The sequence below is a fragment of the Catellatospora paridis genome (assembly GCF_009720365.1).
Taxonomy (GTDB): domain Bacteria; phylum Actinomycetota; class Actinomycetes; order Mycobacteriales; family Micromonosporaceae; genus Catellatospora; species Catellatospora paridis.
In genome coordinates, this window is record NZ_ML769315.1 from 425701 (window position 1) to 451441 (window position 25741).

The window sequence follows — 25741 nt, forward strand, 5'->3', positions numbered from 1 at the left end:
CGAGGACGGGGAGCCGGCGTGGTGCCCGGCTCCCCGTCCCTACATCACTTGGCGGCCTGGGTGAGGAGCTGGTTGACCCGCTCCTCGGCCTTCTTGAGCTCCGCGTCGACGTTCGCGTTCGGGTTGGTCAGGATCGCCGACATCGCACCGTCGAGGATCGCGTAGATGCCCTGCGCGTTCGGCGGCTCGAACTTGATCGTGACCGGGTTGTTCTCGAAGGCGCTGAAGTCGTCCGGCGCGATGTTGCCGTTCGTCTTGCGCAGGTCGAACTCCGCCTTCTGCGACGGGCTGCCCGGGGTGAACAGCTGCGGCTGCGGCAGACCGACCTGCTCGCCCAGGGTCTTGGCGCGGGCGTAGTCGAACTGGCCCTTGCCCGGGGTGAGCTTCTCGAAGGCGAGCCACTTCAGACCGGCCTTGACCTGGTCGTCGGTCAGGCCCTTCTTGAAGAAGTAACCCTCACCGCCACCGAGGGTGCCCTTGGCGGCGCCGTCCTGGCCGGGCATGGCGCCCATCGCCCAGTCCTCGTACTTGCCCTGGAACTGGGTGACGATCGCGGTGGTCGCGTCGGGCGCGCCAACGAACATGCCGACCTTGCCGGCGCCCGCGATGGTCAGCAGGTCGCCCCAGCCGAGCAGCTGGCGGGCGCCCATGCTGTTGTCGCCGTAACGCATGTCCTTGAGGTTCTGCAGAACCTTCTTGCCCATGTCGTTGTTGAAGTCGGCCTTCTTGTTGTCGGCCGTCACCAGGGCGCCGCCCTGGGCGTACAGCTCGGCGGTGAAGTGCCAGCCGCCGGTGTTGCCGGAGCTGTACTCGCCGAAGCCGGCGACGCCGTCACCGAGCGCCGAGATCTTCTTGGCGGCCTCGCGAACCTCGGCCCAGGTCTTCGGCGGGCTCTTCGGGTCGAGACCGGCCTTGCTGAACAGGGTCTTGTTGTAGACCAGGCCCATCGAGTAGTTCTTGGTCGGGACGCCCCAGACCTTGCCGTCCTTGGTGAACGTGCTCTTCGCGTCGCCGAGCACGTCGTCCCAGGTCGGGATGTTGTCCTTGTTGACGAAGGCGCTGATGTCCATCGCCTGGCCGGAGTCGATGACCTGCTGGACGTCGGTCATGTAGCCGTAGAACACGTCGGTCATCGAGCCGCCCTGCAGGCGGGCGGTGAAGTCCGGCGGGTTGGCGCACTGGGTGCCGACCGAAACGCTCTTAATCTTGATGGTCGGGTTGGCCGCCTCGAACGCCTTGACGTCGTCGTTCCACGCCTGCAGCAGGTTCTTCTGCGCACCGACCGGCTGGCAGTCGACCGTGATGATCGTCTTGCCGGCAGCATCCGTGTCATCGTCGCTCTTGGTGGAGCAGGCCGCGAGGCCCAGTCCCAGGCCGGTCGCGAGCGCGATCGCCGCGACCTTCCGGAAGTGCGGTACGGACATCTGTCCATCCCTTCGGGAAACAGTTCTTGATCTACGGAGCCGCGAGGACGGATCGCCGCGGCGGCCTCTTGGTGTTGCGCTGACTTCCGTGTGACCTGCCTCGCATTTTCCAAGGTCAGGCTTAGGTGAAGTCACTGTAGCGTTGGCGACTCATGTCCGCAAGGTGTCGAGATAGTTACGCAATTTTTCGACCGAACCCTGTCGCACGCGAGCCAGTGTCTGCGCTGCAAGGGATACGTGTGGTCTGGTTCACACGGCATGTGTCGATACCGTTTCGCAATCTGGTTTGCACACGGTCGGGTCTTTGCGGTGCGGTGTGCGCGATGATCGGTACGAAGTCATGAACGTGCAGCTCATGGCCGCAAACCCGGCAGCGGCGACGCGGGCGCGGGCGACCAGGGGCGCAAGGAGAGCGGCCCGCGGCGGGCAGGTATCGACCACGGCCGACGGCGGTCACGTTTACGCAACGTTTCAGCGCCCCGCGGGACCGCACCACACCGCACCCCGCCGCGGCTCGGATCACGCGGTGGGTGACCCGGGTCGGCTGCGGGCGGTGATCGTCGTTTCGGGTCGGAAAGTGGAGCTGGACCGCAGATCAAGGCACGAGACGGCGACATCACCGGCCCGCGCCCGCCGGGGAACGCGAAACGGCTCCGTGCACACCGTTTGCACGGGGTGGACGGAGCCGTTGCGGAGTGAAGGTCAGCCGGTGGCGCGGGCCTGGGCGGGGACGAGGCGGGCGCTCGCGGGGACAGCGGCGGTCGAGCCGCGTACCACGAGCTCGGTCTCGAACAGCAGCTCGTCGGCCGGGACCACGTTGCCGGCGATCTCGCTGACCAGCAGCGCCACCGCGGCCTGGCCCATCGCCTCGATCGGCTGGCGCACCGTGGTCAGCGGCGGGTCGGTGCAGGTCATCACGGCCGAGTCGTCGTAGCCGACCAGCGACACGTCACCGGGTACGTTCAGGCCGAGGCGGCGCGCACCGCGCACCGCGCCCAGCGCCAGCACGTCGGAGGCGCAGATCAGGCCGGTCACCCCGCGCGAGATCAGCCGCGCCGCGGCGGCGTGGCCGCCCTCCATGGAAAAGATGGTGCGCTCGACCATGTCGTCCGCCCCCGGGAACGCCTGGCGCTTGCGCGAGGAGGGCATGTGGTCGGGCGGGCCCAGGATGAGTCCGATCCGGTCGTGGCCCAGCGACACCAGGTGGTTGTACGCCTGCTCGGTGGCCACCGCGTCGTCGGCCGACACCCGGGGGAAGCCCAGGTCGTCGATGCCGGCGTTGACCAGTATCGCGGGCAGTCCCCGGTCGAGCAGCCGCCGGTAGTGCTCGTGGTCGGCATCGGCCTGGGCGTAGTTGCCGCCCGCGAAGATCACGCCGGACACCTGCTGCTCCAGCAGCATATCCACGTAGTCGGACTCGGCGACGCCGTCGGCGGTGCGGGTGCACAGCACCGGGGTGAACCCGCGCTTGGCCAGGGCTCCGGCCACGACCTCGGCGAACGCCGGGAAGATCGGGTTCTGCAACTCGGGCAGCACGAGGCCGACCAGCCGGGCCCGTTCGCCGCGCAGCTTGGTGGGCCGCTCGTAGCCGAGCACGTCCAGCGCGGTGAGCACGGCCGTTCGGGTGGCCTCGGAGATGCCGGGGCGACCGTTGAGCACCCTGCTCACGGTCGCCGTGCTCACTCCCACGTACTTCGCCACTTCGGCGAGTCTGCGCGTCATGGTACGCAAGTGTAGGGCACGATCGTGCAAATCAGTTGCATGGGTTGCCCTACAGTTTGCAGAACTTCGCTCGAGCCCTGATGACGGGACGTAACGCCCCGTCGGGCGCCGGGAGCGCTCCCCTACGGCAGGGCGGCGACGAGGTCCTCCACCGAGCGGCGGCGGCCCGTGTAGAACGGGACCTCCTCTCGCACGTGCCGACGGGCGGACGAGGCGCGCAGGTCGCGCATCAGGTCCACGATCCGGTGCAGCTCGTCGGCCTCGAACGCCAGCATCCACTCGTAGTCGCCCAGCGCGAACGAGGCGACCGTGTTGGCCCGCACGTCCGGGTAGCCGCGCGCCATCTTGCCGTGCTCGGCCAGCATCTCCCGCCGCTGTTCGTCGGGCAGCAGGTACCACTCGTAGGAGCGCACGAACGGGTACACGCAGATGTACCGGCGGGCCTCCTCGCCGGCCAGGAACGCCGGGATGTGGCTCTTGTTGAACTCGGCCGGGCGGTGCAGCGCCGCCTGCGACCACACCGGGGTCAGGCACTTGCCGAGCGCGGTCCGCCGGAACAGCCCGTACGCGTCCTGCAGCGCGTCGGAGGAGCCGGAGTGCCACCAGATCATCACGTCCGCGTCGGCCCGCAGTCCCGCCACGTCGTAGACGCCGCGCACCGTGACGTCCTTCTCGGCGAGCTGGGCGAACAGCGCCTCGACCTCGCCCGACACCTCGGAGCGGATCGACGGCAGCGGGCCCTTGACCCGGAACACCGACCACATCGTGTACCGGATGGTGTCGTTGAGCTCCCGCAGCCGGGCCGCGTTGGTCTGTTCGGTCATGCTCTCATCCTTCCAGAATCCGGTCTGCGGCCTGCTCCGCGGAGGTGACACAGGCGGGGATGCCGACCCCGTCGAAGGCCGCGCCCGCCAAAGCCAGTGGCAGGCCGGCCAGCAGCATGCGGGCCTGCCCGACCCGGTCCACGTGGCCGGGGGCGTACTGCGGCAGGCCGCCGCCCCAGCGGGTCACCTCCGCCGCGACGGGTGCGGGCAGGGCCGTGCCGAGCACCGTGCCCAGGTCGGCCAGCACCGTGCGCACCAGCTCCGCGTCCGGGCGCTGCAGCGCCGCCTGCTCGCCGTACCGGCCTACGCTGGCGCGCAGCAGCACGCGGCCGTCGGAGCGGGCATGGTGGGCCCACTTGGTGCTGAAGAAGGTGGCCGCCTTGATGGTCAGCCCCTGGTCGGCGGGGACCAGGAAGCCGGTCAGCGCGGGCAGCTCGACGCCCGCCAGCTCCAGCGTCACCAGCCCGACGCTGGCGTAGTCGAGTGCGCCGACCAGCGCCGCCGCGTCCGGCGACACGTCGTGCAGCAGCCGCGACGCCGGGCGCGCGGGGCAGGCCAGCACCACCGCGTCGCACTCGACGCGCTGCGCGCGCACGCTCTCCGGGGCGTCCGGCGCGGCCGCGCCCACCGACAGCACCCAGCCCGCGCCGTGGCGCTCCAGCCGCCGCACCGGCACCCCGGTCAGCAGGCGCACCCCGCGGCGGGCCAGCTCCGCGGCGGCGGCGTCGATCAGAGCGCCCAGGCCGCCGCGCAGGGTGCCGAACACGGGACTGCCCGGCTGGTGGGCCCGGCTCGCGGCCGCGGTCAGCGCCACCGCTCCGCGCAACGTGTGCTCGGTGCCGAGCAGCCGGTGCAGGGCCGGCACCGTGGCCGCCAACGACAGGCCGTCGGCGCTGCCCGCGTACACCCCGCCGAGCAGCGGGTCGACCAGGTGCGTGACCACCTCGCCGCCGAGCCGCTCGCGCACCAGCGCACCGACGGACCGGTCCTCGCCCGCGGGCAGCACCGGGACGCCGCGGTCCGCGTCGTGGTCGTCGAGGGTGGCGATGCCGTCGAGCGCCGCCTGCGGGCCGGGCACGCCCATCACGGTGCCGCCGGGCAGCGGCCGCAGCCGCCCGTCCAGCCACAGCCCGGCCCCGGCGATCGCCGGATGGACCAGCCGGTCCCCCAACGCCAGCTCGTCGACCAGGCGCTTGGCGCCGCTCGGGCCACCGGCCGGGTCGCGCATCAGGAACTGCTCGGCGCCGGTGTCCACGCCGTCGGGCCGGGTGCTGATCCGGCCGCCCAGCCGGGCGGACTGCTCCACCAGGGTCACCCGGCCGCCCGCACCGGACAGCCGCAGCGCGGCCGCCAGCCCGGCGATCCCGCCCCCGACGACGACCGTGTGCGTCATGCTGAGCTCGCTCATCGGGCGCTGAGCGTGTGCACCAGCTCTACGATGCGGGTGAGCACGGTGGGGTCGGTCTCGGGCAGCACGCCGTGGCCGAGGTTGAACACGTGGCCGGGGGCGGTGCGGCCCTCGGCGAGCACCCGGCGCACCTCGCGTTCGACGACCTCCCACGGCGCGAACAGCACCGCCGGGTCGAGGTTGCCCTGCACCGGATGCCCCGGCACCTGCTTGGCCGCCTGGTCCAGCGGGGTGCGCCAGTCGACGCCGACGACGTCCGCGCCCGCCTGGGCCATCGCGGGCAGCAGCAGGCCGGTGCCGACACCGAAGTGGATGCGCGGCAGCCCGGCGTCGGCCAGGCCGTCCAGCACCTTGCGCGAGTGCGGCTGCACGTACTCGCGGTAGTCCGCTTCGGACAGCGCGCCGACCCAGGAGTCGAACAGCTGCACCGCGCTGACGCCCGCGCCGATCTGCACCCGGAGGAAGGTCAGCGTGATGTCGGCCAGCCGGTCCAGCAGCGCGTGCCAGAGCTGCGGGTCGCCGTACATCAGGGCCTTGGTCTGGGTGTGGTTGCGCGACGGGCCGCCCTCGACCAGGTAGCTGGCGAGCGTGAACGGCGCGCCCGCGAAGCCGATCAGCGGCGTCGCGCCCAGCTCCGCGGTCAGCATCCGCACGGCCTCGTCCACGTAGGACACCGCGGCCGGGTCCAGCGGGCGCACCCGGTCCAGGTCCGCGAGCGTGCGCACGGGCTCCGCGACGACCGGGCCGGTGCCGGCCACGATGTCCAGGTCGACCCCGGCCGCGTCCAGCGGCACCATGATGTCGCTGAACAGGATGGCCGCGTCCACGCCGTGGCGGCGTACCGGCTGCAGGGTTATCTCGGTGACCAGGTCGGGCCGCCGGCACGACTCCAGCATGCGCACCCCGGCCCGCAGCGCGCGGTACTCCGGCAGGGAGCGGCCCGCCTGCCGCATGAACCACACGGGGGTGAACGGGACGGACTCGCCCCGACACGCGCGGACGAAAGCGGAGCCCGCCGTCGGGCGGTCCGCGGGACTGGTCTGCTCTGCGCTGCTCATCACGGCCATCGTGCCACCGGTCAGATAACGATCTCCGAACGGGTGGCGTTGATGTGAGCCGTATCGGCGCGCCGAACCACGACAACGGTCCCGAAGCGCCCTAGGGTACGGCTATGGCGCTCACGACGGCACTGCCCGAGACGTTCACGCGCGCCGTCGCCGCGCTGCGTGCCGCCGACCCCCGGAGCGAGATAGCGCTGGAGGAGGTGCCTGCCCCGAGCCGGCTCGCCCCGCACGCCTTCGCCCTCGGCGCGACCGTGCTGCGCCGCGGCGAGGAGGTCACCACCGGGCGGCTCATCCTCCTGCACGACCCGGCGGGCCACGAGGCGTGGGAGGGCGACACCCGGCTAGTCACCTACGTCACCGCGGAACTGGAGCCCGAGCTGGCCACCGACCCGCTGCTGCCCCAGGTGGGCTGGAGCTGGCTGGTGGACGCGCTCGACGCGCACAGCTCCGGATACGCCGCCATCGGCGGCACGGTGACGCAGACCATCTCCAGCCGCTTCGGCGCGCTGGCCGCCGACGGGCCGCCCACCACCGACCTGGAGCTGCGCGCGTCCTGGACCCCGCTGGACCTGAACCTGGAAGGCCACGTCGCGGCCTGGTGCGCGCTGCTCGCCTCGACCGCGGGCCTGCCGCCGGTCGGCGTGTCCGCGCTGCCGCTGCGGCGCTTCGAACAGCGCTGAACCGGCACCGCCCGACGGAGGCCGGCCGCGCCGGCGGTGGGGTGTCCCGACTCACGGCGACGACGAAGGGCGGCCGGAACACCGGCCGCCCCTGTCAGCGGTTCACGCGGTCACCTGCCGCACGGACCGTCCGGCCCGCGGCTGCGCATCAGAGATAGGCCTTGCAGGCCTTGTCCATGGCGGTCGCCCGGGCCTCGGACGGCGCGCTGAAGAACGCGTCTAGCTTGTCGAGGCAGGCCACCAACGCCTTGTTCTCGTTCTGCACGCCCTCGAGGTCCTGCTTGGACTTCGCCAGCTCGTCCTTCGTGGTCTCCAGCTGCGACTTGCCCGAGGAGATCTCGCCGTCCTTGGACTTGATGGCCTTGTCGCGCTCGTCGACCTGCTGGGTCAGCGTCGACCTGGTGTCGGCGAGCTCGCCCGACTTGAGCACGAACAGCGTGGTCATCACACCGGTGGTCAGCACGAGCACACCCGTCGCGATCGCCAGCAGCAGCGTGGCCGTGGACTTCCTGACCGGCGCCGGGGCGGCGGCCGGGTAGCCGTAGCCCGAGGTCGGGTATGCCGACACCGGCACGGCCGACACCGGGTAGCCCTCAGGCTGCGCCGGGATGGCCGCGTAACCCGCCGGGTAACCGGCCTGCGCGGGGTAACCGGCCTGCGCGGGTACCGGCTGCGTGGGGACCGGGTAACCGGGCTGCGCGGGCACCGCCTGCGCGGGCACCGGGTAGCCGGCCGGCTGGGCGGCGGGCTGGGCAGCCGTGGCCGGGTACGCGGCGACCGGCTGCGGCGCAGTGGCCGGATACGCGGCTACCGGCTGTGCCGCGGTGGCGAACGCATCCGCGGGCTGCGCCGCAGCGGCGGCGTACGCGGTGGCCACCGGGGCGGGTGCGACCGCCACCGGCTCCGTGGCGGGTGCGACCGCTACGGGCTCCGTGGCGGGAGCGGTCTCCGGAAGAGCGGGCGCCTGCGCGGGCACTGCCGGCGCGGGAGCCTCGTCGGCCGGGGACGCGGGATGGGTCATGGCTGTTTCCTCCGTGAAGGTGGTGCGCGCTGAGCCGAAGGGGTTCCGGTCAGCAGACGGTGAAGAGCTTGCAGGCGTCCGCGATCGGGATCGCCAGGCCGAGGCCTTCGGCGTTGAGGTATCCGGCGACGGTGATGCCGACCACCTGCTGCTGGCCGTTGATCACCGGGCCGCCGGAGTTGCCGGGGTTGATCGCGGCGTCGAACTGGACCATCGGGCCCTCTTCGTAGCCGGATTCCCGGATCGCGCTGATGACGCCGCTGGTGACGGTGTCGGTGAGGCCCAGCGGTGCGCCCACCGCGATGATCTGCTGACCGGGCTTCGCGGGCGTCGTGGCGACCGTGAGACCGGCGAACTTCGCCGTGGTGTGCAGCTGGGCCACGTCCCGCAGCTTGTTGACGCCGACGATCTTCGCATCGAACCGCTGTCCGTCACGCGTGATTTTCACGGTGCGGCCGCCGTCCTGATACAGCTCCTCGACCACGTGGTAGTTCGTGAACAGGTTGGTGCCGCCGTCAGCGGCATTGGGCCCCACCGCGAACGCGGTGCCGATGGAGCGACCGGCCTCCACGCGGAAGACGCTCGGCAGCACGGCCGCGGCCAGCTTCTCCACGTTGAAGGCCCCGCCGACCTCCTTCTCCAGCGCGCCGAGCCGGGTCTCGGCCTCCTTCAGCCGCTCGCCGTCCTTCTGCTGCAGCTCCGTGAGCCGCCGGTCGGCGCCGTCCAGGGCCGCGCTCAGCTCCCCGATCCGCACGTTCTGCCAGGCCACCAGGCCGATCAGCAGGGCCGACAGCACGACCAGCACCGTGTTGAAGCCCAGCAGGCGACGCAGCCGGCCACGGGATGCGGGCGGGCGGGGCACGACGGGCGCGGGGTGCGGGGGCAGCGCGTACGCCATCGGGACGGGCTGCGGCGGCCACGGCTGCTGGGGGTGGCCCGCGGGGGCGGGCGGGAACGGGCCCGGCAGGTGACCGGCCGGAACCGGCGGATAGGAACCCGCCGGCAGGGCTGGCGCACCGGGCACGGGACCGGCCGGAACACCGTGGCCTGCCGGAACCGGCGGGTACGGCCCGGCGACGTGGGCCTGCCCCGGCTGAGCCGGGATCGGCTGGACCGGGATCGGCTGGACCGGGATCGGCTGGACCGGGATCGGCTGGACCGGGATCGGCTGGACCGGGATCGGCTGGACCGGGATCGGCTGGGCAGGGATCGGCTGGGCAGGGATCGGCTGGGCAGGGATCGGCTGGGCAGGGATCGGGGCACCGGCCGGCGGTGCGGGCACGCCCTGCGGAGCGGCGCCCTGCGACGTGTCGGGCTGAGGGCCCGTGCTCATGTGTTCCTCCCCGTGCGGCTGATCATGTGCGATCGGCTGGCACACCATACTGGGAGCCGTCGACTCGCATCGCCCCGTTTCCGGGGCCTCTTCGCACGCCGTTCACCGGTCCGTCACACCTGTCCCACCGGTCACCGACGCGCCATACCCGGGGTGCTGCCGTCCTCGCCGACCGGCTGGCCGTACGGTGTGACCATGACCGACGAGGACGCACCACTGCGCCGTCGGACCCGCCATCGCACGCCGACAGGCGACGGCGCGCCGGACGCGACACCGAACGGCGGTGGGCCGACACTGCTGACCGAACCTGCCGACGGCACCCCCGAACCGGTGGTCACCTCGGCGGAGTTCGCCGACGTCGTGGCCAGGTTCGCCGCGGGCACCGGCCCGGTCGCCGTGGACGCAGAACGGGCCTCCGGCTTCCGCTACAGCCAGCGGGCATACCTGGTCCAGCTGCGGCGCCGGGGTGCCGGCACCGCGCTCATCGATCCGGTGCCGCTGGGCGATCTGTCCGCCTTGGACGAGGCGCTGGCCGACACCGAGTGGGTGCTCCACGCGGCGAGCCAGGACCTCCCGTGCCTGGCCGAGGTGGGCCTGCGGCCGCGCCGCTTGTTCGACACGGAACTGGCCGCCCGCCTGGCCGACTTCGAGCGGGTCGGCCTGGCCGCACTGACCGAACAGCTACTCGGACGCACCCTGGAGAAGCACCACTCCGCGGCGGACTGGTCCACCCGTCCACTCCCCCATGACTGGCTGACCTACGCGGCGCTGGACGTCGAGCTGCTCGTGGAGCTGCGCGACGCGCTCGCCGAGGAGCTCGACCGCCAGGGCAAGTCCGCCTGGGCCGCGCAGGAGTTCGCCGCGCTGGTCGCCGGCGGCGCCCGCCCGCCCAAGCAGCGGACGGACCCGTGGCGGCGCACCTCCGGCATGCACCGGGTGCGCGGGGCGCGTGCCCAGTCGCGGGTGCGCGCGCTGTGGTACGCCCGGGACACCATCGCGATTCGCCGCGACACCGCGCCCGGCCGGGTGCTGCCCGACGCCGCGATCGTCGCGGCGGCCGAGATGAACCCCAAGACCGAGCGCGAGCTGCTGCTGCTGCCGGGCTTCGGCGGCCGGTCGGTGCGCCGGCTGGCGACGACCTGGCTGGAGGCGCTCGACGAGGCCCGCGCCCTGCCCGACGACGCCCTGCCCACCACTCCGGTGTTCGAGGGGCCGCCACCGCCGCACCGCTGGGCCGACAAGGACCCGGAGGCCGCCGCGCGGCTGGTCCGCTGCCGCGAGGTGGTCACCAAGACCGCCGAGCAGCACCACCTGCCGCCGGAGAACCTGATCACGCCGGAGTTCATCCGCCGGCTGGCCTGGGAGCCGCCCGCCGACCCCGACACGGCCGCGGTCACCAAGGTGCTCAGCGACCTCGGGGCCCGGCAGTGGCAGTGCGGGCTGCTGGCCGAGGAGCTGGCGCATGCACTGGTCGCCGTCCCGGCGGAGCCCGAGCCGGACAGTTCGGTCCCGGAACCGTCCGGGCCGGACCCGACACCGGACGGCGCGCCCGCCTGAGCCGAGCGCGCCGCGGGTGCCATGATCGCCCGATTTGCCAGGCAGATGTTGGTATGCGTGCGCAAGATGCGCACAGCTGCCAGGCAAGTCCGGCGATCTTGGCCACGCGGCCGGGTCGACGGCCTCGGCTGCGCTGTGTGAGTCAAGCCACAGCGGTTCCCTTCACCGGACTAGTTACTCACGAGTAGCATCCGGGGCAGCTCCCTAACTGCAAGGAGGCAGACCGTGCCCCGTGAAGTCCGCGACGTCGTCTTCGTCGACGGCGTGCGCACCCCGTTCGGCAAGGCGAACGGAGGCATCTACGCGAACACCCGCGCCGACGATCTCGTCGTGCGCTGCATCCGCGAGCTGCTGCGCCGCAACCCGCAGCTGCCGCCGGAGCGCGTCGACGAGGTGGCCATCGCCGCCACCACCCAGATCGGCGACCAGGGCCTGACCATCGGCCGCACCGCCGCCCTGCTGGCCGGCCTGCCCAAGACCGTGCCCGGGTACGCGATCGACCGCATGTGCGCGGGCGCGATGACGGCGGTCACGACCGTCGCCTCCGGCATCGCGATCGGCGCGTACGACGTCGCGATCGCGGGCGGGGTCGAGCACATGGGCCACCACCCGATGGGCGAGGGCGTCGACCCGAACCCGCGCTTCCTCGCCGAGAAGATCGTCGACCCGTCCGCGCTCGTCATGGGCGCGACCGCGGAGAACCTGCACGACCGGCTCCCCCACCTGACCAAGCAGCGGGCCGACGCGTTCGGCCTGGCCAGCCAGCAGAAGACCGCCGCGGCGTACGCCGCCGGCAAGCTGCAGGGCGACCTGGTCACCGTGGCCACCCGCGACCCGGAGACCGGCTGGGGCCTGGCCACCGCCGACGAGGCGCCGCGCGAGACCACGCTGGAGAAGCTGGCCGGGCTGAAGACCCCGTTCCGCCCGCACGGCAAGGTCACCGCGGGCAACGCGGCGGGCCTCAACGACGGCGCGACCAGCTGCCTGCTGGCCGCCGAGGACACCGCCCGCGAGCTGGGCCTGCCCATCGCGATGCGGCTGGTCTCCTACGGCTTCGTGGGCGTGGAGCCCGAGGTGATGGGCGTCGGCCCGATCCCGTCGACCGAGCGGGCACTGCGCCTGGGCGGCCTGACCATCGACGACATCGGCCTGTTCGAGCTGAACGAGGCGTTCGCGGTGCAGGTGCTGGCCTTCCTCGACCACTTCGGCATCGCCGACGACGACCCGCGGGTCAACCCGTGGGGCGGCGCGATCGCCGTGGGCCACCCGCTGGCCTCCTCCGGCGTACGGCTGATGACCCAGCTGGCACGCCAGTTCGCCGAGCACCCCGAGGTGCGCTACGGCCTGACCGCCATGTGCATCGGCATCGGCATGGGCGGCACCGTTATCTGGGAGAACCCGAACTGGGAGGGCGCCAAGTGAGCGAGATCGTCACCCACGCGAAGCTGCGGCTGATCGCCGTACCCGGGCTCGACCGGCCCGCCGCGCTGATCACCCTGGACAACGGGCTGGACCACACCAAGCCGAACACGTTCGGCCCCGGCGGGCTCACCTCGCTGTCGCAGGCGATCGACGAGGCGCACGCCGCGAACCCGTCGTTCATCGCGGTCACCGGCAAGCCGTACATCTTCTGCGTCGGCGCGGACCTCACCGGCTTCTCCGCGATGACCTCGCGCGAGCAGGTCGTGCAGATCGGACGGCTGGGCCACGCCACCTTCGCCAAGCTGCGCGAGAGCACCGTGCCCACGTTCGCGTTCGTCAACGGCGCGGCCATGGGCGGCGGCCTGGAGGTGGCGCTGCACTGCCACTACCGGACCCTGTCCTCGGGTGCGGCCGCCCTCGCCCTGCCCGAGGTCTCGCTGGGCCTCATCCCCGGCTGGGGCGGCTCGCAGGTGCTGCCGAACCTGATCGGCATCGTGCCGGCGGCGCAGGTCGTGGTGCAGAACCCGCTGATGATGAACAAGATGCTCAAGCCGCAGCAGGCGGCCGAGATGGGTGTCGCCGATGTGCTGCTGGAGCCGGCCGACTTCCTGGAGCGCTCGCTGGAGTGGGCCGCGGGCGTCGTCAACGGCACGGTCACGGTGAACCGGGCCGAGGTGGACCGCTCCGAGATGTGGGACGCGGTCGTCGGCTTTGCCCGGGGCGAGCTGGACAAGCGTCTGCACGGTGCGGTCCCGGCCGCCTCGAAGGCACTGGACCTGCTGCTGCTGGCCAAGAACGGCGTCACCGCCGAGGGCATCGAGACCGAGATCCAGGCCCTGGCCGACCTCGCGGTCACCCCGGAGCTGCGCAGCGGCCTGTACGCCTTCGATCTGGTGCAGCGCCGGGCCAAGCGCCCCGCGGGCGCGCCGGACAAGTCCCTCGCTCGCAAGATCACCAAGGTCGGCGTCGTCGGCGCGGGCCTGATGGCCTCGCAGCTGGCCCTGCTGTTCGCCAAGCGGCTCGAGGTGCCGGTCGTGCTGACCGACCTCGACCAGGCGCGGGTCGACAAGGGCGTGGTTTACGTGCACGCCGAGATCGACAAGGCCGTGAGCAAGGGCCGCATGTCCGTGGGCACCGCGGCCAAGCTGCGCGGCCTGGTCAGCGGCTCGGTCGACAAGTCCGTGTTCGCCGACGCCGACCTCGTCATCGAGGCCGTGTTCGAGGAGCTGTCGGTCAAGAAGGCGGTCTGGGCCGAGCTGGAGCAGATCGTCAAGCCGGAGACGGTGCTGGCCACCAACACCTCCTCGCTGTCGGTCACCGCGATGGCCGCCGACCTGGCGCACCCGGAGCGGGTGGTGGGCTTCCACTTCTTCAACCCGGTCGCGATGATGCCGCTGCTGGAGATCGTCCGGGGCGAGGCCACCGACGACGCCACGCTGGCCACCGCGTTCGCCGTCGGCAGGCAGCTGAAGAAGAGCTGCGTGCTGGTCAAGGACGCACCGGCGTTCGTGGTGAACCGGATCCTGACCCGCTTCCTGGGCGAGATCTGGAACGCCGTCGACGCGGGCACCCCGCTCAAGACCGCCGACCGCGCGCTGGACCCGCTGGGCCTGCCGATGCGCCCGATGGCGCTGCTGGCGCTCGTCGGTCCGGCGGTGGCCGCGCACGTGGGCGGCACGCTGCACGGGGCGTTCCCGGACCGCTTCTCGGCCAGCCCCAACCTGGCCGCGATCGCGAAGTCGGGCCTGCCGCTGCTGGTCGACGAGCGGCTCAACCCGGAGGTGGAGGCGCTGCTCGTGCAGGGCGACGCCCCGCTGACCGGCGAGCAGGTCCGCGAGCAAGCGCTGGCGGCGCTGGCGCAGGAGATCCGGCTGATGCTGGACGAGGGCGTGGTGGCCGAGGCCGCCGACATCGACCTGTGCATGATCCTCGGCGCGGGCTGGCCGTTCCACCTCGGCGGCATCACGCCGTACCTGGACCGCGCCGGCGTCTCCCAGTCCGTCACCGGCCGCCGCTTCGCCTGACCGGCTCGCAGGGCCGTTTGATGATCGCTGTTTCGTGTCAGATAGTGGGGTCCGACCCGACTTTCTGACACGAAACAGCGATCATCGCTGCCACGGCGGCTTCAGACGGCGGCGGTGGCGCGTTCGGCGGCGGAGCGTTCTACGCAGAATTCGTTGCCCTCGGGGTCGGCCATGACCGCCCAGCCCGTGCCGTCCGGGTTGCGCAGGTCGTTGACCAGCGTCGCGCCGACGGCGAGCAGCCGCTCGATCTCCTCGTCGCGGCTGCGGTCGGTCGGCTGCAGGTCGAAGTGCACCCGGTTCTTCACGGCCTTGCCCTCCGGCACCGCGATGAACAGCAGCCCGGGCCCGTCGTCGGGCGACATCAGCAGCGCGGCCGGGTCCTCGGGCTTGTCGTCGGGGTCACGGGGGTAGCCGGTGACCTCGCTCCAGAAGCCCGCCAGCGCGTAGGGATCGGTGCAGTCCACGGTCAGGTGCCGGATGAGGGAGGTCATCTCTCCGATGCTAGGGGTAGTGCGATGGTGACCTCCATACCTCCACCGGGCAGTGCGACCGCGCCGACCGTGCCGCCGTGGGCCACGCACACCGCGCGCACGATGGACAGGCCCAGGCCGGAGCCCCGCGCGCCGGTGCGCTCACGACCGCCGCGGCGGAAGGGCTCGAACAGTCCGGGCACGTCGGCCTGGTCGACCTTGAACCCGGTGTTGCCGACCATCAGCCGGGCGTACTCGCCGTCGTGGCGGCTCTCCACCCAGATCTGCCCGCCCAGGTGGTTGTAGCGGACCGCGTTCTCGATGAGGTTGCCCGCCAGCCGGTCCAGCAGGCTCGGGTCGCCGATGACCGGGGCCGGGTGCAGCTGCGTGTCGACCGCGATCTTGATGCGTCGCACCTCGTGCTCCATCGCCGACAGCGCCCCCAGCACGCCCGCGCCGAGGTCGACCGGCTCGTTGCGCAGGCCGGTGCGGCCCTCGCTGCGGGCCAGCATCAGCAGCGCGTCGACCAGGGCGTTGGCGCGTTCGGAGGCGTCGCGCACCACGGTCGCCATGCGCCGCAGCTCGGCGGTGTCGACCGCGGGGTCGGACAGCGTCACGTCGATCTCGGTGCGCATCACCGCCAGCGGGGTGCGCAGCTCGTGCGAGGCGTTGGCGACGAAACGCTGCTGGGCGGTGAAGGCCGCGCCGAGCCGGTCGAGCATCGCGTCGAAGGTGTCGGCCAGCTCGGCCACCTCGTCGTCCGCGCCGGTGTAGCGGATGCGCTGGTCGAGGGTCTCCCCGCCGAGCTTGCGGGCGGTGGCGGTGACGTGGTGCAGCGGGCGCAGGGCGCGGCCGACCACGGCGTACGCCCCGAGGATGCCGACCACGCTGATCGCCAGCACGGCGACGATGCCCTTGGCGGTCAGCTCGGTCTGCGCGGCGGACAGCACCGACTCCTGCCACTGGCGCGCGTCCAGCTGCTGGCCGTCGGCGAGGCGGACCATGGTGCCCGCGGCCAGCTCGTCGGCGGGATGCAGCACCGCGTTCACCACCAGCCAGGCGACCAGCATCACGAGGATGCCCGCGCCGACCAGCAGCACCCCGTTGAGCAGGGTGAGCCGCAGGCGCAGGGTGGGCCGCAGCCCGCGGCGGGGCACCCGCACGGGTCGTGCGATCACGCGGCACCGTCCTGCGCCGCGGACGGAATGCGGTAGCCGGCGCCGACCAGCGTCTCGATGAGCGCGGGCTGACCGATCTTCATGCGCAGCGTGCGCATGGTGACCCGCACTATGGTCGTGAACGGGTCGGTGTTGGCGTCCCAGACCCGCTCCAGCAGCTCCTCGGTGGAGACCACGCCGCCGCGGGCCCGCAACAGCTCCTCCAGTACGCCGAACTCCTTGTTGGTCAGGTCGATCAGCACGCCGCCCCGGGTCACCGAGCGCTTGGCGGGGTCGAGTTCGAGGTCGCCGGCGCGCAGCACGGGCGGGGTGACCGGGGTGGCCCGGCGGCCCAGCGCCTGCACCCGCGCCACCAGCTCGTCGAAGGCGAACGGCTTGGGCAGGTAGTCGTCCGCACCCAGGCGCAGGCCCTCGACCCGCTCGGCGACGCTGCCGCTGGCGGTCAGCATCAGCACCCGGGTCAGCGCGCCGGAGCCGACGAGCGCGGCGCACAGCTGGTCGCCGTGCATGCCGGGCAGGTCCCGGTCCAGCACCACCACGTCGTACCGGGTGACGAAGGCCATCTCGTGGCCGACGCTGCCGTCGTAGGCCACGTCCACGGCCAGCCCGTGCCGGCGCAGCCCTCGGGCGATCGCATCGGCCAAGTGCCGTTCGTCCTCCACCACCAGCACCCGCACGTTTCCGCCTCTCTCCCGACCGCCTGACATCGCCCGCGGTGTCCGCCGGCGAGGGTGTCTGCCACGAAGATAGAGCCCCCAGGCCATTGCAAAAAATCTTCGCGTATAGAAATCTCGTCGCAGAGATTCGCCATCGGTCGGGCGACGCACGGGAGGCACCGATGAATCAGCGCGAAACGCTGCCCGCGTCCGCCGACCTGCCGGCTGCCGAAGCCGTCAGGCAGCCGTCCGCCGGGCGCGACATCGCCTTCCGGCGGTGGGACTCACCACAGCGCTGGGCCGAGGGCACGGGCAGCGGCGTCTTCGCCGGCACCGGCGGCCTCACCTTCACCACCGCGACCGGGACGCTGTCGCACACCGACCCCCACACCGGGCTGACCGCCGACTACGAGACCGCCACCTGGACCGGCCCGGAGACGGCTGTCGGCTTCGCCGCCACCGAGCTGATCCCGTCCTGGACCGCCGACACCCCCGGCGGCAGCTTCCTGCGGGTCGAGGTGAGCGGCACGACCACGGCGGGCACCGTCACGAAATGGTTCAACCTCGGCGACTGGGCCGCCGACGACACCGCCTTCCGGCGCACCTCACAGCGCGGCCAGGGCGACCCGGACGGCGACGTGAGCGCCGACACCTACCTCGCCGCCGAAGGGCGCGCGCTGGCCTCCTGGCGGCTGCAGGCGACCCTGCTGCGCCCGGCCGGCAGCACGGACACGCCGGTGCTGCGCACCCTCGGCGCGGCCGCCTCCGCGCTGCCCGCGCCCGGCGCCCTCACCCCGAGCAGCCCGCTCGCGGCGCAGGGCCTGGTGCTCGACGTGCCGCCCTACTCCCAGCAGATCCACCGGGGCGAGCACCCGCAGTGGGACAACGGCGGCGAGGCGTGGTGCAGCCCGACCTCCACCTCGATGGTGCTGGCCTACTGGGGCGTCGGCCCGACCCCGGCCGACCATGCCTGGGTCGAGCCCGGCCACCCCGACCCGTGGGTCGACTTCGCCGCCCGGCACACCTACGACCACACGTTCGCCGGCTGTGGCAACTGGCCGTTCAACACCGCGTACGCCGGCCGGTTCGGGATGCGTGCCTTCGTCACCCGGCTGCGCTCGCTGAACGAGGCCGAACGTTTCATCGCCGCCGGAATCCCGCTGATCGCGTCGGCGTCGTACCGCAAGGGCCAGGTCCCCGGCCTGGACTACGACACCAAGGGCCACCTGGTGGCGCTGGTCGGCTTCACCGAAGCGGGCGACCCGGTGCTCAACGACCCGAACTCGCCGACGAACGCGCAGGTGCGCAAGCCCGTCGGCCGGGCCGAGTGGGAGTCGGCCTGGCTCGACAGCAGCCGCGGCCTGGTCTACGTGATCCATCCCGCGTCGGTGCCGCTGCCGACCCCGCCGGGCCAGGCCAACTGGTGACGACCAGCCGGCCCGCGACAGCTCGGCCTCCGTCGGCGGCACCTGCGGCCGGTCAGTCCGCGAGGCGGTAGACGTCCAGGCCGACCAGGGACTGGCAGACCAGTGCCGCGCCGCCCAGCCAGCAGCGGTCCAGGGTGATCCCACCCACACCGACCAGCCGGATCCGGGCCGGACGGGCCAGGTCCACCACGCCGAACCAGGTCCGGTCGCCGCTCGTCCGGGTCAGCACCAGCCTGCGGCCGTCGGTCCCGGCCGACGTCCAGCCGTCCAGCCGCAGCAGCAGGTCGCCGGTCGTGGTGTCGCGGAGCACGCCCGCCTGCGGGCGCTCGTCCGTGCCGGTCAGCACCCGGCCCGGCCCGAGCGGCGCGAACCCGTCGACCCGGCCCTGCCAGCGCACCGCGCCGTCGGCGGGGTCGAGCAGCCAGACCTCGTCGGCCGCGCTGGCGCAGACCAGCGGTGCGCACTCGGTCAGGTAGACGTGGCGGCTGTCGAACGCGGGCGCGACGTCCCACGCGGTCTCCAGCGCGGGCAGCCGCAGCGCCGTGACCCGGCGTCGCCCGTCCCGCTCGTAGGCGGCCACCACCAGGCCGCCGACCACCTGCACGGCGGACGTCTGCGCGGGCAGCTCGTGCACGGCGCCCGGCACGCCGTCGACGCCCACGAGCCGCACCCGGTCGCGCCCGTCGTCCTCGACCAGGACCAGCCCGTCGAGCCGCCCGTCGGCCAGGAACGGTGCCAGCCGGTACGACGTGTCGAGCGTGTGCCGCCACAGTGGACGCCCGGTCGGCACGTCCCAGCCGCCGTACCAGTCGACCGGGGCGGACATGCCCGCCAGCACGACCGTCCGGGACGCGACGCCCATCACGTAGGCCCGCTCCTGCCACCGCCGCCGGCCGGTCCCCGCATCCAGCGCGTACGTGCTCCACGGTTCGTCCGCGGCCGCGGTGTCGAGCACCGTGACCAGCAGCAACCCGTCGACCTGCCGGGCCTCGTGCACCTCGGGCGAGCGGCCGTCCAGCGGCGCACGCCAGCGCACCGCGCCGTCGGCGTCCCCGACGGCCACCAGGTCCCGTGCGGTCTCGCCGCGATCCACCACCAGCACCAGGCCGCCCGCGAACACGACAGGCGCGGCGAGCGGCGGCGCGAGCTCGGCGATCCGGCGCAGCGGCATGGCGGCGGCCGGGGCCGATCCGGCACAGGCCAGCAGCCCGGCGAGCGCGACGGCCAGCAGCGCCACCACCCGCCGTCCGGTCCGGGTCAGGCGCGGCCCGCCGTCCGGCTCCTCGGCGTCGCCGCGGGGGTCGCCGAGGTCGATGAGCACGGTCACCCTGCCTCCCGCTTCACCGGATTCAGTCGGGGAGCCGCCAGAGGGTCGCCTGGTTCCCGTCGTGCAAGCAGAGCAGGGTCGGCTGCTCGAACGCACACCGTCGCACATCACCCGGCAGCTGCGCCAGGATCTCCGGACCGTCCGGGCCGAGTCGGGCGACCTGCAGCACCGCCCCGTCCTCGACGAGCCGCACGAGCACCGAGACCGGCGACTGCTCCCACAGCACCTCCCAGCCCGTGACGTCGGTCTCCCGGCCGGTGCCGAGATCGAGCACCGTGTTCGGGCGGGGGCCGAGCTCGCCGTCCATGTTGCGGTCCCGGTCGAAGACGAGCAGGTGAGAGTCCCTGACCAGGTACTGCTCCGTGAGCAGGCGGCGCACCACCGCCCCGGTCGCACGGTCGACCACCTCGAGCCCGCCCGCCGGGTCGGACAGTGGGACGCACCGGAACACCGCGCCGCAGTAGACGCCCCACCCGTCCGGCGCGGTGGCCGGGATCGCCGCCAGCGTCGTCCCGTCGAACCAGGCCAGTTGGGATCCTGTCCCGCCGGAGTACTGGACGGCGAGTTCTCCCTTGTCGGCGAACGCCGTTTCGACCGTGGCGGGCACCTGCACCGTGCCGGTGTGCAGCACCCGGCCGTCGTGCACGTCGTATGCCGTCACGAGACCGGTCGGGCTCACCGTCCAGGCCGTGTCGCCCTCGCCGTCGAACACGGGATTCACCGCGTCCGGCATCGTCCAGAGCCGGGCCCCGGTCCGCAGGTCGGCGACATGCACGGCAGGCGCCCCGTTCGCACCGTAGACCGAGTCCATCGTGCGGACGACGTCGCCGACCGGCACCATCAGGTCGCCGCTCCGCCACCGTACGGCCCCGGTCGCGAGGTCGAGTCCGACGCTGAGTTCCTCGTCGCCGTTCCCGTCGACCTGCGCGACCACGACGATCCCCGGCACCGCGGGCGAGACCACGATGTTGCTCATCTGCGGCCGCTCGGGCAGCTCCACACTCCAGCGCGGCGCGCCGTCGCTCAGCTCGTACGCCGTGAGCCGGCCCTGCCCCCGCAGCAGGAACACGTCACCCGCGAAGACCGGGCCGCTGGCGCGCGCGTCGGCCACCGGCACCCGCACGAGCTCGATCAGGCCTGACCGCGGTGCCCCCGCGCCACCGAGCGTCAGCAGCAGCCCCACGCCGAGTGCCGCCGCGGCCGCGCGCACGACGCGACGCGGCTCGCCGGGCTCGGGCAGCGGCTCCCGCCAGCCGCCGCCCAGCTCGATCACGGCTGCGCCGTCCGGTCCCCCCGCGGTGATGTTCACGGTCTCTCCTCCCCGATCCGCCAGATGACGACCTCGCCGGCCTTGGTCGTGCAGGCCACCGCCCGCGGCACCGACGCGCACTGCACCAGTCCGTGCGGCTCCCGGCCGAGCGGCCGCAGCCCGTCGGCGGTCAGCTCGGCGACGTGGGTGGCGAACGGGTCCCCGTCCTCGTGCCCGAGGATCCGGGCCACCTGTCCGGTCATGGACATGACGCGCCAGCCCGCCACGTCGGTGCGCGGTCGGTGGCCGGTCGGCTCCAGCCGGGCGCGGACCACGCTCCCGGGCTCGCCGCCGTCGTCGAACAGCAGCAGCCCGGCCGGACTGCCCACGTGCGACGAGCCCTCCAGCGGCCGGATCGGGGCGCCGGTGGCGCTGTCGATCAGGTACGGCGGTCCTTCGTCGTACGGGTAGGCGCAGGACGTCCCGGCGCCGCAGTCGGCCTCCCAGGGCCACCGGTTCTCCGCACCCGCGGCGGCCAGGCGGGCGCGGTCGTACCACAGCACCCCGGTACGTCCCTCGACCCCGTTCGCGTCGAACCGGTAGCCGACGATCCCGATCGCGTCGCGGCTGGCCAACACGGCCACCCGGGTCCCGGCCGGCAACCGCACCCGCGCGCTGCGGCGCACCGCGCCCGTGGCCAGATCGTGCTCGACCAGCCCGCCGTCGGCGGCCAGCTCCCACAGGGCCGATCCCCAGCGGTCCACGACGAACGACCGGGCCGCAGCCACGCGCCAGCGCAGCGCGAACGTCGCCGGATCGTGCAGCTCGACCACCGGCTGCTCGGGATGCCCGGAGAAGCTGACCAGCGTGCCCGCGACCTGCTCCAGATAGGCCGCCGCCCGCCAGCGCACCTGCCCGGTCCGCCGGTCGACGGCCACCGCGTCGGCGAGCGCCAACTGCGGCTGCGCCGACGTGCTCTCCGGCCGGGAGAATCCCAGCACGAGGACATCGCCGACGTCGTGCACCCACTCGGTCGAGCCGGGCAGCCGCCAGCGCCGCCGGCCGTCGGCCGCGTCGTATGCCGCGACCTCGGCCGGGGTGTGGACCAGGACGGTGTCGACGCCGGCCGCGGCAACCATGAGCGCCTGCGGCTCGGCCCAGCGGGCCAGCTCCGTCAACCGGGGCTCCGGCGCGGGCGCGGCGGCGGTCATGGTGCAGGCGAGCAGCACACCGCACACCGCCGTGGCGGCGAGCACGGTCGATCCGCGGCGCGGCCCGGTCGGCGGGGCAGGCTCGGCGGCCCAGTCGGCACCGAGGTCGATGACCGTCATCCGCGCAGCCGCCAGAACGTCAGCTGGTTGCCGTCCGCCGTCACCGCTCCTCCTCGATCCGCAGCACGACGATGTCACCGGCCATGGTGGCGCAGACCAGGGACCGTCCCGCCATCGTGCACTCGCGCAGCAGGTACGGCACGGCGTCGAGCCGCACCGCCTCCCGCGCCGTCAGCTCGGCCAGGTAGGTGAGGTTGTGCGGCAGGTCGTAGTGGGCGAGCACCCGCACGATGCTGTCGTCCATGCCGAGCACCCGCCAGCCCTTCAGGCCGGTCTGCCGATCGCCGGTCAGCGGGTCCAGCACGGCCCCCACGGTCGGCAGGCTGAAGGCGGCATCGACCTCCTGGGGGCCGAGCACCAGCACCCCCAGCGGGCTGCCGAGCACCGAGCCGTCGGCCACGGACCGGATCACGGCGCCGGTGGCCGGGTCGACCAGGAGCACCTGGTCACCTTCGGCGGAGTACGCGCAGAACAGACCGCGGCCGCACTCCTGCTCCCAGGCCCACTGGCCGGCTCCGCTGACCCCGGTCAGGTCGGCGGCGTCGTACCAGAGCGTCGGGGCGTCCCGCTGCCAGCCGCCTTCACCGAAGGCGATGATGCCCACTGCTGCACGGCTGATCCTCAGGTTCAGGCTCCGGCTCGACTTGGGCAGCGGCACGCGCGCGCTGCGCCGCACGACTCCCGTACGCAGATCGTGTTCGACCAGCGTGCCGTCGGGGGTGAGCCGCCAGAGCGCCGCATGCCGCTCGTCAGGCGCCCACGTCTGCGAGTCCGGCAGCCGCCAGCGCAACTCGTTGCTGCGGGAGTCACGGAACTCCACCACCTGCCCGACGCCGACGGGCAGGTGGGAGACCATGACGTCGCCGTACAGCTCGACCTGCCGGTCACTGCTCCAGCGCTGCTGCCCGGTCGCCCGGTCCACGGCGCGAACCCACTCGGGCTTCTCCCCCGTCGGCTCGTTCATCGCGTCGCCGCGGAACAGCACCACCAGGTCCTGGTACGCGACCGCATGGGCGAACGCGGCACCCGGCACGGACCACAGCTCCCGCCAGCCGTCCGGGTCGTACGCGACCGCACGCTGGTTCTCGAACACCATGACCAGCCCGGCGTCGACCACCCGGGCGACTCCTGTCGACGACGGCAGGAAGGCCAGCGTGGACAACCGGTGCCGCGGCAGCGGCGCGGCGGCGTTGACGCCGATCAGCACGGCCACCACGGCGAGTCCCGCCACCAGCCGGCGTAGCCACCGCGAGGCGCCGCCGGGCGCCGCGGGCTCGTCCGGCTCGTCGGCCGGCAGCACACCGAGGTCGATGACGGTGTCGACCGGCTCACGCACCACGCCCGCACCACCTCACGCATCGTTGCGCGGGCCCGCCGCACCGCCGGCGGCGGTCGGCCGGCGCACCCGCGGGCTCCGCGTGCTCAGACGCGCCGGAGCCGCCGACGGGTTGTCGTCGGCGGCTCCGGTCGTGCGCTGTGGTTGCTAGCCGCGCACCGAGGTCGCGAGCGGCGACGGGGCAGCCGGGGTCACCGCGGCGGCCCACTTGGTGACCCGCTCGGTGATCTCCGGGACGGTGAGCCCGATCTCGGCGAGGATCTCGGCACGGGTGCCGTGCTCGATCCACGTCGACGGCACGCCGAGGTCGCGCAGCGGCACGTCCACCTCGTTGTCACGCAGCAGCTTGGAGACCGCGTCACCGACGCCGCCGGCCCGTACGCCGTCCTCCAGCGTCACCACCAGCTTGTGCTCGCGGGCCAGCGCCACCAGGTCCACCGGCGCCGGGCGCACCCAGCGCGGGTCGACCACGGTCACCCCGTAGCCGCGCTCGGCCAGCTTCGCGGCGACCTGCATCGACAGGTGCGCGAACGCGCCGACCGACACCAGCAGCACGTCCTTGCGCTCGGCCTCGGCCAGCACGTCCATGCCGCCCAGGCCGTCCGAGCCGCCGACGCGGCGGAGCGCGGGCAGCGCCGCGGGCACCGAGCCGGTCGGGAACCGCACGATGGTCGGCCCGTCCTCGATGCCGATCGCCTCGCGCAGCTCCTCGCGCAGCGTCTCGGCGTCGCGCGGGGCGGCCACCCGCAGGCCGGGCACCACGCCGAACACCGACATGTCCCAGATGCCGTAGTGGCTCGGGCCGTCGGGGCCGGTGATGCCGGCCCGGTCCAGCACGAACGTCACCGGCAGCCGGTGCAGCGCGACGTCCAGCAGGACCTGGTCGAAGGCCCGGTTGAGGAAGGTCGCGTACACGGCGACCACGGGGTGCAGGCCGGCCAGCGCCAGGCCCGCCGCCGAGGTGGTCGCGTGCTGCTCGGCGATGCCGACGTCGTACGCCCGGTCGGGGTACGCCGCGGCGAGCTTGTCGATGCCGGTGGACTCGGGCATCGCGGCGGTGATGCCGACGACGTCGGGCCGCTCGCCGGCGATCTCCACCAGCTCCTCGGCGAACACGTTGGTCCACTTCAGGCTCGGGGCGGCCAGCAGCCGGCCGGTCTCCGGGTCGAACGCGCTGGGCGCGTGGAACCGGTCGGCCTCGTCGTTGAGGGCCGGCTGGTAGCCGTAGCCCTTCGCGGTGACCGCGTGCACGATCACCGGGCCGCCGAAGCGGCGCGCGCGGCCCAGCGCCGACTCCAGGGCGACCTGGTCGTGCCCGTCGACCGGCCCGATGTACTTCAGGCCGAGGTCCTCGAACATCGCCTGCGGGGCGACCGCGTCCTTGATGCCCTTCTTGACCGCGTGCAGCGCGTCGAACAGCGGCTTGCCGACCAGCGGGGTCTTCTCCAGCGCGTCCTTGACCAGGTCCAGGACCTTCTCGTAGCCGGGGTTCAGGCGCAGCGTGGCGAGGTGGTCGGCGAGCCCGCCGATGGTCGGCGCGTACGAGCGCCCGTTGTCGTTGACGATGATCACCAGCGGGTTGTCCGTGGCGGCGATGTTGTTCAGCGCCTCCCAGCACATGCCGCCGGTCAGCGCGCCGTCCCCGACGACCGCGACCACGTGGCGCTTCTCACCGCGCAGCGCGTAGCCCTTGGCCATGCCGTCGGCGTAGGACAGCGCCGTCGAGGCGTGGCAGTTCTCGACCAGGTCGTGCTCACTCTCGGCCTGGTTCGGGTAGCCGGTGAGGCCGCCGCGCTGGCGCAGCTGGTCGAAGCCGTCCATCCGGCCGGTGACCATCTTGTGCACGTACGCCTGGTGGCCCGTGTCGAAGATGAAGCGGTCGGCCGGCGAGTCGAAGACCCGGTGCATCGCCAGGGTGAGCTCCACCACACCGAGGTTCGGGCCGATGTGCCCGCCGGTGCGCGCGACCTTGGCGATCAGGAAGTCGCGGATCTCGGCCGCCAGGCCGGTCAGCTGCTCCGGGGACAGGGTCTTGAGGTCCTGCGGCCCCTTCACCGACCCCAACAGGGTCCCACCCTCGTTCATGCCTTCTCCTCGCTGCGCTCGTCGGCCTCGCTGTGCTCGTCGGCGGCATGAACCGCGTTCAGCCCGCTCATGCCCTCGCCACGCGCTCGCCGCCGTTCCCGTACGGCACTCCGGTGGGGGTGCCCTACGTTCCGCTTACCCATGCCGGGGAAGTCTATCGGCAGCACGCACGGCCGTTCACCGCCTCGCCCACCCCTTCACGG

21 protein-coding genes are annotated in these 25741 nt (G+C 73.0%); 5 read left to right on the plus strand and 16 right to left on the minus strand.

Going from position 1 to position 25741, the window contains the following annotated elements:
- Positions 1–44 precede the first annotated feature (44 nt).
- The 5 genes from F9C41_RS14790 to hemE form a co-directional block, all read right to left on the minus strand.
- The gene (locus tag F9C41_RS14790) at positions 45–1424 is read right to left on the minus strand and encodes an ABC transporter substrate-binding protein (protein WP_155387346.1); all 1380 of its coding nucleotides are present in this window, start codon (positions 1422–1424) and stop codon (positions 45–47) included.
- Positions 1425–2126: 702 nt separating this feature from the next.
- Entirely contained in the window at positions 2127–3146 is a 1020-nt protein-coding gene (locus F9C41_RS14795; RefSeq protein WP_155387347.1) for a LacI family DNA-binding transcriptional regulator, read from the minus strand.
- A 122-nt stretch (positions 3147–3268) separates the two neighbouring features.
- Complete coding sequence (gene hemQ, locus F9C41_RS14800) at positions 3269–3970, minus strand: hydrogen peroxide-dependent heme synthase (protein ID WP_155387348.1); 702 nt, start codon at positions 3968–3970, stop codon at positions 3269–3271.
- Positions 3971–3974: 4 nt separating this feature from the next.
- Positions 3975–5378, minus strand: coding sequence for a protoporphyrinogen oxidase (hemG, locus tag F9C41_RS14805; RefSeq protein WP_230689601.1), 1404 nt, complete (start codon positions 5376–5378; stop codon positions 3975–3977).
- On the minus strand, positions 5375–6445 hold the full coding sequence (gene hemE / locus F9C41_RS14810; RefSeq protein WP_155387349.1) for a uroporphyrinogen decarboxylase: 1071 nt from the start codon (positions 6443–6445) through the stop codon (positions 5375–5377). Before hemE ends, hemG begins: the two co-directional genes overlap by 4 nt.
- 104 nt (positions 6446–6549) lie before the next feature.
- Here hemE and F9C41_RS14815 point away from each other — a divergent pair, with 104 nt between their 5' ends.
- Positions 6550–7122, plus strand: a complete 573-nt coding sequence (locus F9C41_RS14815) for a DUF3000 domain-containing protein (protein WP_120318666.1) — start codon at positions 6550–6552, stop codon at positions 7120–7122.
- Positions 7123–7270: 148 nt separating this feature from the next.
- Here F9C41_RS14815 and F9C41_RS14820 read toward each other — a convergent pair whose 3' ends face one another.
- Both F9C41_RS14820 and F9C41_RS14825 read right to left on the minus strand, forming a co-directional pair.
- Positions 7271–8143, minus strand: a complete 873-nt coding sequence (locus F9C41_RS14820) for a hypothetical protein (RefSeq protein ID WP_155387350.1) — start codon at positions 8141–8143, stop codon at positions 7271–7273.
- 49 nt (positions 8144–8192) lie between these two features.
- Entirely contained in the window at positions 8193–9476 is a 1284-nt protein-coding gene (locus tag F9C41_RS14825) for a S1C family serine protease (protein ID WP_230689603.1), read from the minus strand.
- A gap of 195 nt (positions 9477–9671) precedes the next feature.
- Here F9C41_RS14825 and F9C41_RS14830 point away from each other — a divergent pair, with 195 nt between their 5' ends.
- The 3 genes from F9C41_RS14830 to F9C41_RS14840 all read left to right on the plus strand — a co-directional run bounded on the left by F9C41_RS14830 (position 9672) and on the right by F9C41_RS14840 (position 14479).
- A complete protein-coding gene (locus tag F9C41_RS14830) occupies positions 9672–11033 on the plus strand; it encodes a ribonuclease D (RefSeq protein WP_155387351.1) in 1362 nt (453 codons plus the stop codon).
- 225 nt (positions 11034–11258) lie between these two features.
- Complete coding sequence (locus F9C41_RS14835) at positions 11259–12455, plus strand: thiolase family protein (protein ID WP_155387352.1); 1197 nt, start codon at positions 11259–11261, stop codon at positions 12453–12455.
- Positions 12452–14479 (plus strand): 3-hydroxyacyl-CoA dehydrogenase NAD-binding domain-containing protein, encoded by a 2028-nt coding sequence (locus F9C41_RS14840; protein WP_155387353.1) that lies wholly within the window; start codon positions 12452–12454, stop codon positions 14477–14479. Before F9C41_RS14835 ends, F9C41_RS14840 begins: the two co-directional genes overlap by 4 nt.
- A gap of 101 nt (positions 14480–14580) precedes the next feature.
- On the opposite strand, the gene F9C41_RS40665 is transcribed toward F9C41_RS14840, so the two are convergent.
- The 3 genes from F9C41_RS40665 to F9C41_RS14855 are packed head-to-tail and all read right to left on the minus strand — an operon-like array spanning position 14581 to position 16804.
- The gene (locus F9C41_RS40665; protein ID WP_186315533.1) at positions 14581–14970 is read right to left on the minus strand and encodes a VOC family protein; all 390 of its coding nucleotides are present in this window, start codon (positions 14968–14970) and stop codon (positions 14581–14583) included.
- On the minus strand, positions 14967–16127 hold the full coding sequence (locus tag F9C41_RS14850) for a sensor histidine kinase (RefSeq protein ID WP_230689604.1): 1161 nt from the start codon (positions 16125–16127) through the stop codon (positions 14967–14969). Before F9C41_RS14850 ends, F9C41_RS40665 begins: the two co-directional genes overlap by 4 nt.
- A complete protein-coding gene (locus F9C41_RS14855; protein ID WP_120318659.1) occupies positions 16124–16804 on the minus strand; it encodes a response regulator transcription factor in 681 nt (226 codons plus the stop codon). Before F9C41_RS14855 ends, F9C41_RS14850 begins: the two co-directional genes overlap by 4 nt.
- Positions 16805–16965: 161 nt before the next feature.
- Here F9C41_RS14855 and F9C41_RS14860 point away from each other — a divergent pair, with 161 nt between their 5' ends.
- Positions 16966–18210 carry a C39 family peptidase gene (locus F9C41_RS14860; protein ID WP_155387355.1) on the plus strand — a complete coding sequence of 415 codons (1245 nt, stop codon included), beginning with the start codon at positions 16966–16968 and terminating at the stop codon, positions 18208–18210.
- A 52-nt stretch (positions 18211–18262) separates the two neighbouring features.
- On the opposite strand, the gene F9C41_RS14865 is transcribed toward F9C41_RS14860, so the two are convergent.
- The 6 genes from F9C41_RS14865 to F9C41_RS14885 all read right to left on the minus strand — a co-directional run bounded on the left by F9C41_RS14865 (position 18263) and on the right by F9C41_RS14885 (position 25681).
- Positions 18263–19537: an outer membrane protein assembly factor BamB family protein gene (locus tag F9C41_RS14865; protein ID WP_196279770.1), complete on the minus strand. Its 1275-nt coding sequence runs from the start codon at positions 19535–19537 to the stop codon at positions 18263–18265.
- A 22-nt stretch (positions 19538–19559) separates the two neighbouring features.
- Entirely contained in the window at positions 19560–20846 is a 1287-nt protein-coding gene (locus tag F9C41_RS40670; RefSeq protein WP_196279771.1) for an outer membrane protein assembly factor BamB family protein, read from the minus strand.
- Complete coding sequence (locus F9C41_RS40675; RefSeq protein WP_196279772.1) at positions 20843–22117, minus strand: PQQ-binding-like beta-propeller repeat protein; 1275 nt, start codon at positions 22115–22117, stop codon at positions 20843–20845. The genes F9C41_RS40670 and F9C41_RS40675 overlap by 4 nt, the downstream gene beginning before the upstream one ends.
- Positions 22118–22157: 40 nt before the next feature.
- Positions 22158–23456, minus strand: a complete 1299-nt coding sequence (locus tag F9C41_RS14875; protein ID WP_155387358.1) for a hypothetical protein — start codon at positions 23454–23456, stop codon at positions 22158–22160.
- A 144-nt stretch (positions 23457–23600) separates the two neighbouring features.
- A complete protein-coding gene (gene dxs, locus F9C41_RS14880) occupies positions 23601–25538 on the minus strand; it encodes a 1-deoxy-D-xylulose-5-phosphate synthase (RefSeq protein ID WP_155387359.1) in 1938 nt (645 codons plus the stop codon).
- Complete coding sequence (locus F9C41_RS14885) at positions 25535–25681, minus strand: hypothetical protein (RefSeq protein ID WP_155387360.1); 147 nt, start codon at positions 25679–25681, stop codon at positions 25535–25537. The genes dxs and F9C41_RS14885 overlap by 4 nt, the downstream gene beginning before the upstream one ends.
- Positions 25682–25741: the final 60 nt, after the last annotated feature.

What these genes read in the sequence shown, in the direction of transcription:
- F9C41_RS14860 (WP_155387355.1), top strand. Translation starts at nt 16,966, where the DNA reads ATGAATCAGCGCGAAACGCTGCCCGCGTCCGCCGACCTGCCGGCTGCC.
- F9C41_RS14815 (WP_120318666.1), top strand. Translation starts at nt 6,550, where the DNA reads ATGGCGCTCACGACGGCACTGCCCGAGACGTTCACGCGCGCCGTCGCC.
- F9C41_RS40675 (WP_196279772.1), bottom strand. Translation starts at nt 22,117, where the DNA reads ATGACGGTCATCGACCTCGGTGCCGACTGGGCCGCCGAGCCTGCCCCG.
- F9C41_RS14830 (WP_155387351.1), top strand. Translation starts at nt 9,672, where the DNA reads ATGACCGACGAGGACGCACCACTGCGCCGTCGGACCCGCCATCGCACG.
- F9C41_RS14795 (WP_155387347.1), bottom strand. Translation starts at nt 3,146, where the DNA reads ATGACGCGCAGACTCGCCGAAGTGGCGAAGTACGTGGGAGTGAGCACG.
- F9C41_RS14885 (WP_155387360.1), bottom strand. Translation starts at nt 25,681, where the DNA reads ATGGGTAAGCGGAACGTAGGGCACCCCCACCGGAGTGCCGTACGGGAA.
- hemE (WP_155387349.1), bottom strand. Translation starts at nt 6,445, where the DNA reads ATGGCCGTGATGAGCAGCGCAGAGCAGACCAGTCCCGCGGACCGCCCG.
- hemQ (WP_155387348.1), bottom strand. Translation starts at nt 3,970, where the DNA reads ATGACCGAACAGACCAACGCGGCCCGGCTGCGGGAGCTCAACGACACC.
- dxs (WP_155387359.1), bottom strand. Translation starts at nt 25,538, where the DNA reads ATGAACGAGGGTGGGACCCTGTTGGGGTCGGTGAAGGGGCCGCAGGAC.
- F9C41_RS14825 (WP_230689603.1), bottom strand. Translation starts at nt 9,476, where the DNA reads ATGAGCACGGGCCCTCAGCCCGACACGTCGCAGGGCGCCGCTCCGCAG.
- F9C41_RS14790 (WP_155387346.1), bottom strand. Translation starts at nt 1,424, where the DNA reads ATGTCCGTACCGCACTTCCGGAAGGTCGCGGCGATCGCGCTCGCGACC.
- F9C41_RS40665 (WP_186315533.1), bottom strand. Translation starts at nt 14,970, where the DNA reads ATGACCTCCCTCATCCGGCACCTGACCGTGGACTGCACCGATCCCTAC.
- F9C41_RS14820 (WP_155387350.1), bottom strand. Translation starts at nt 8,143, where the DNA reads ATGACCCATCCCGCGTCCCCGGCCGACGAGGCTCCCGCGCCGGCAGTG.
- hemG (WP_230689601.1), bottom strand. Translation starts at nt 5,378, where the DNA reads ATGAGCGAGCTCAGCATGACGCACACGGTCGTCGTCGGGGGCGGGATC.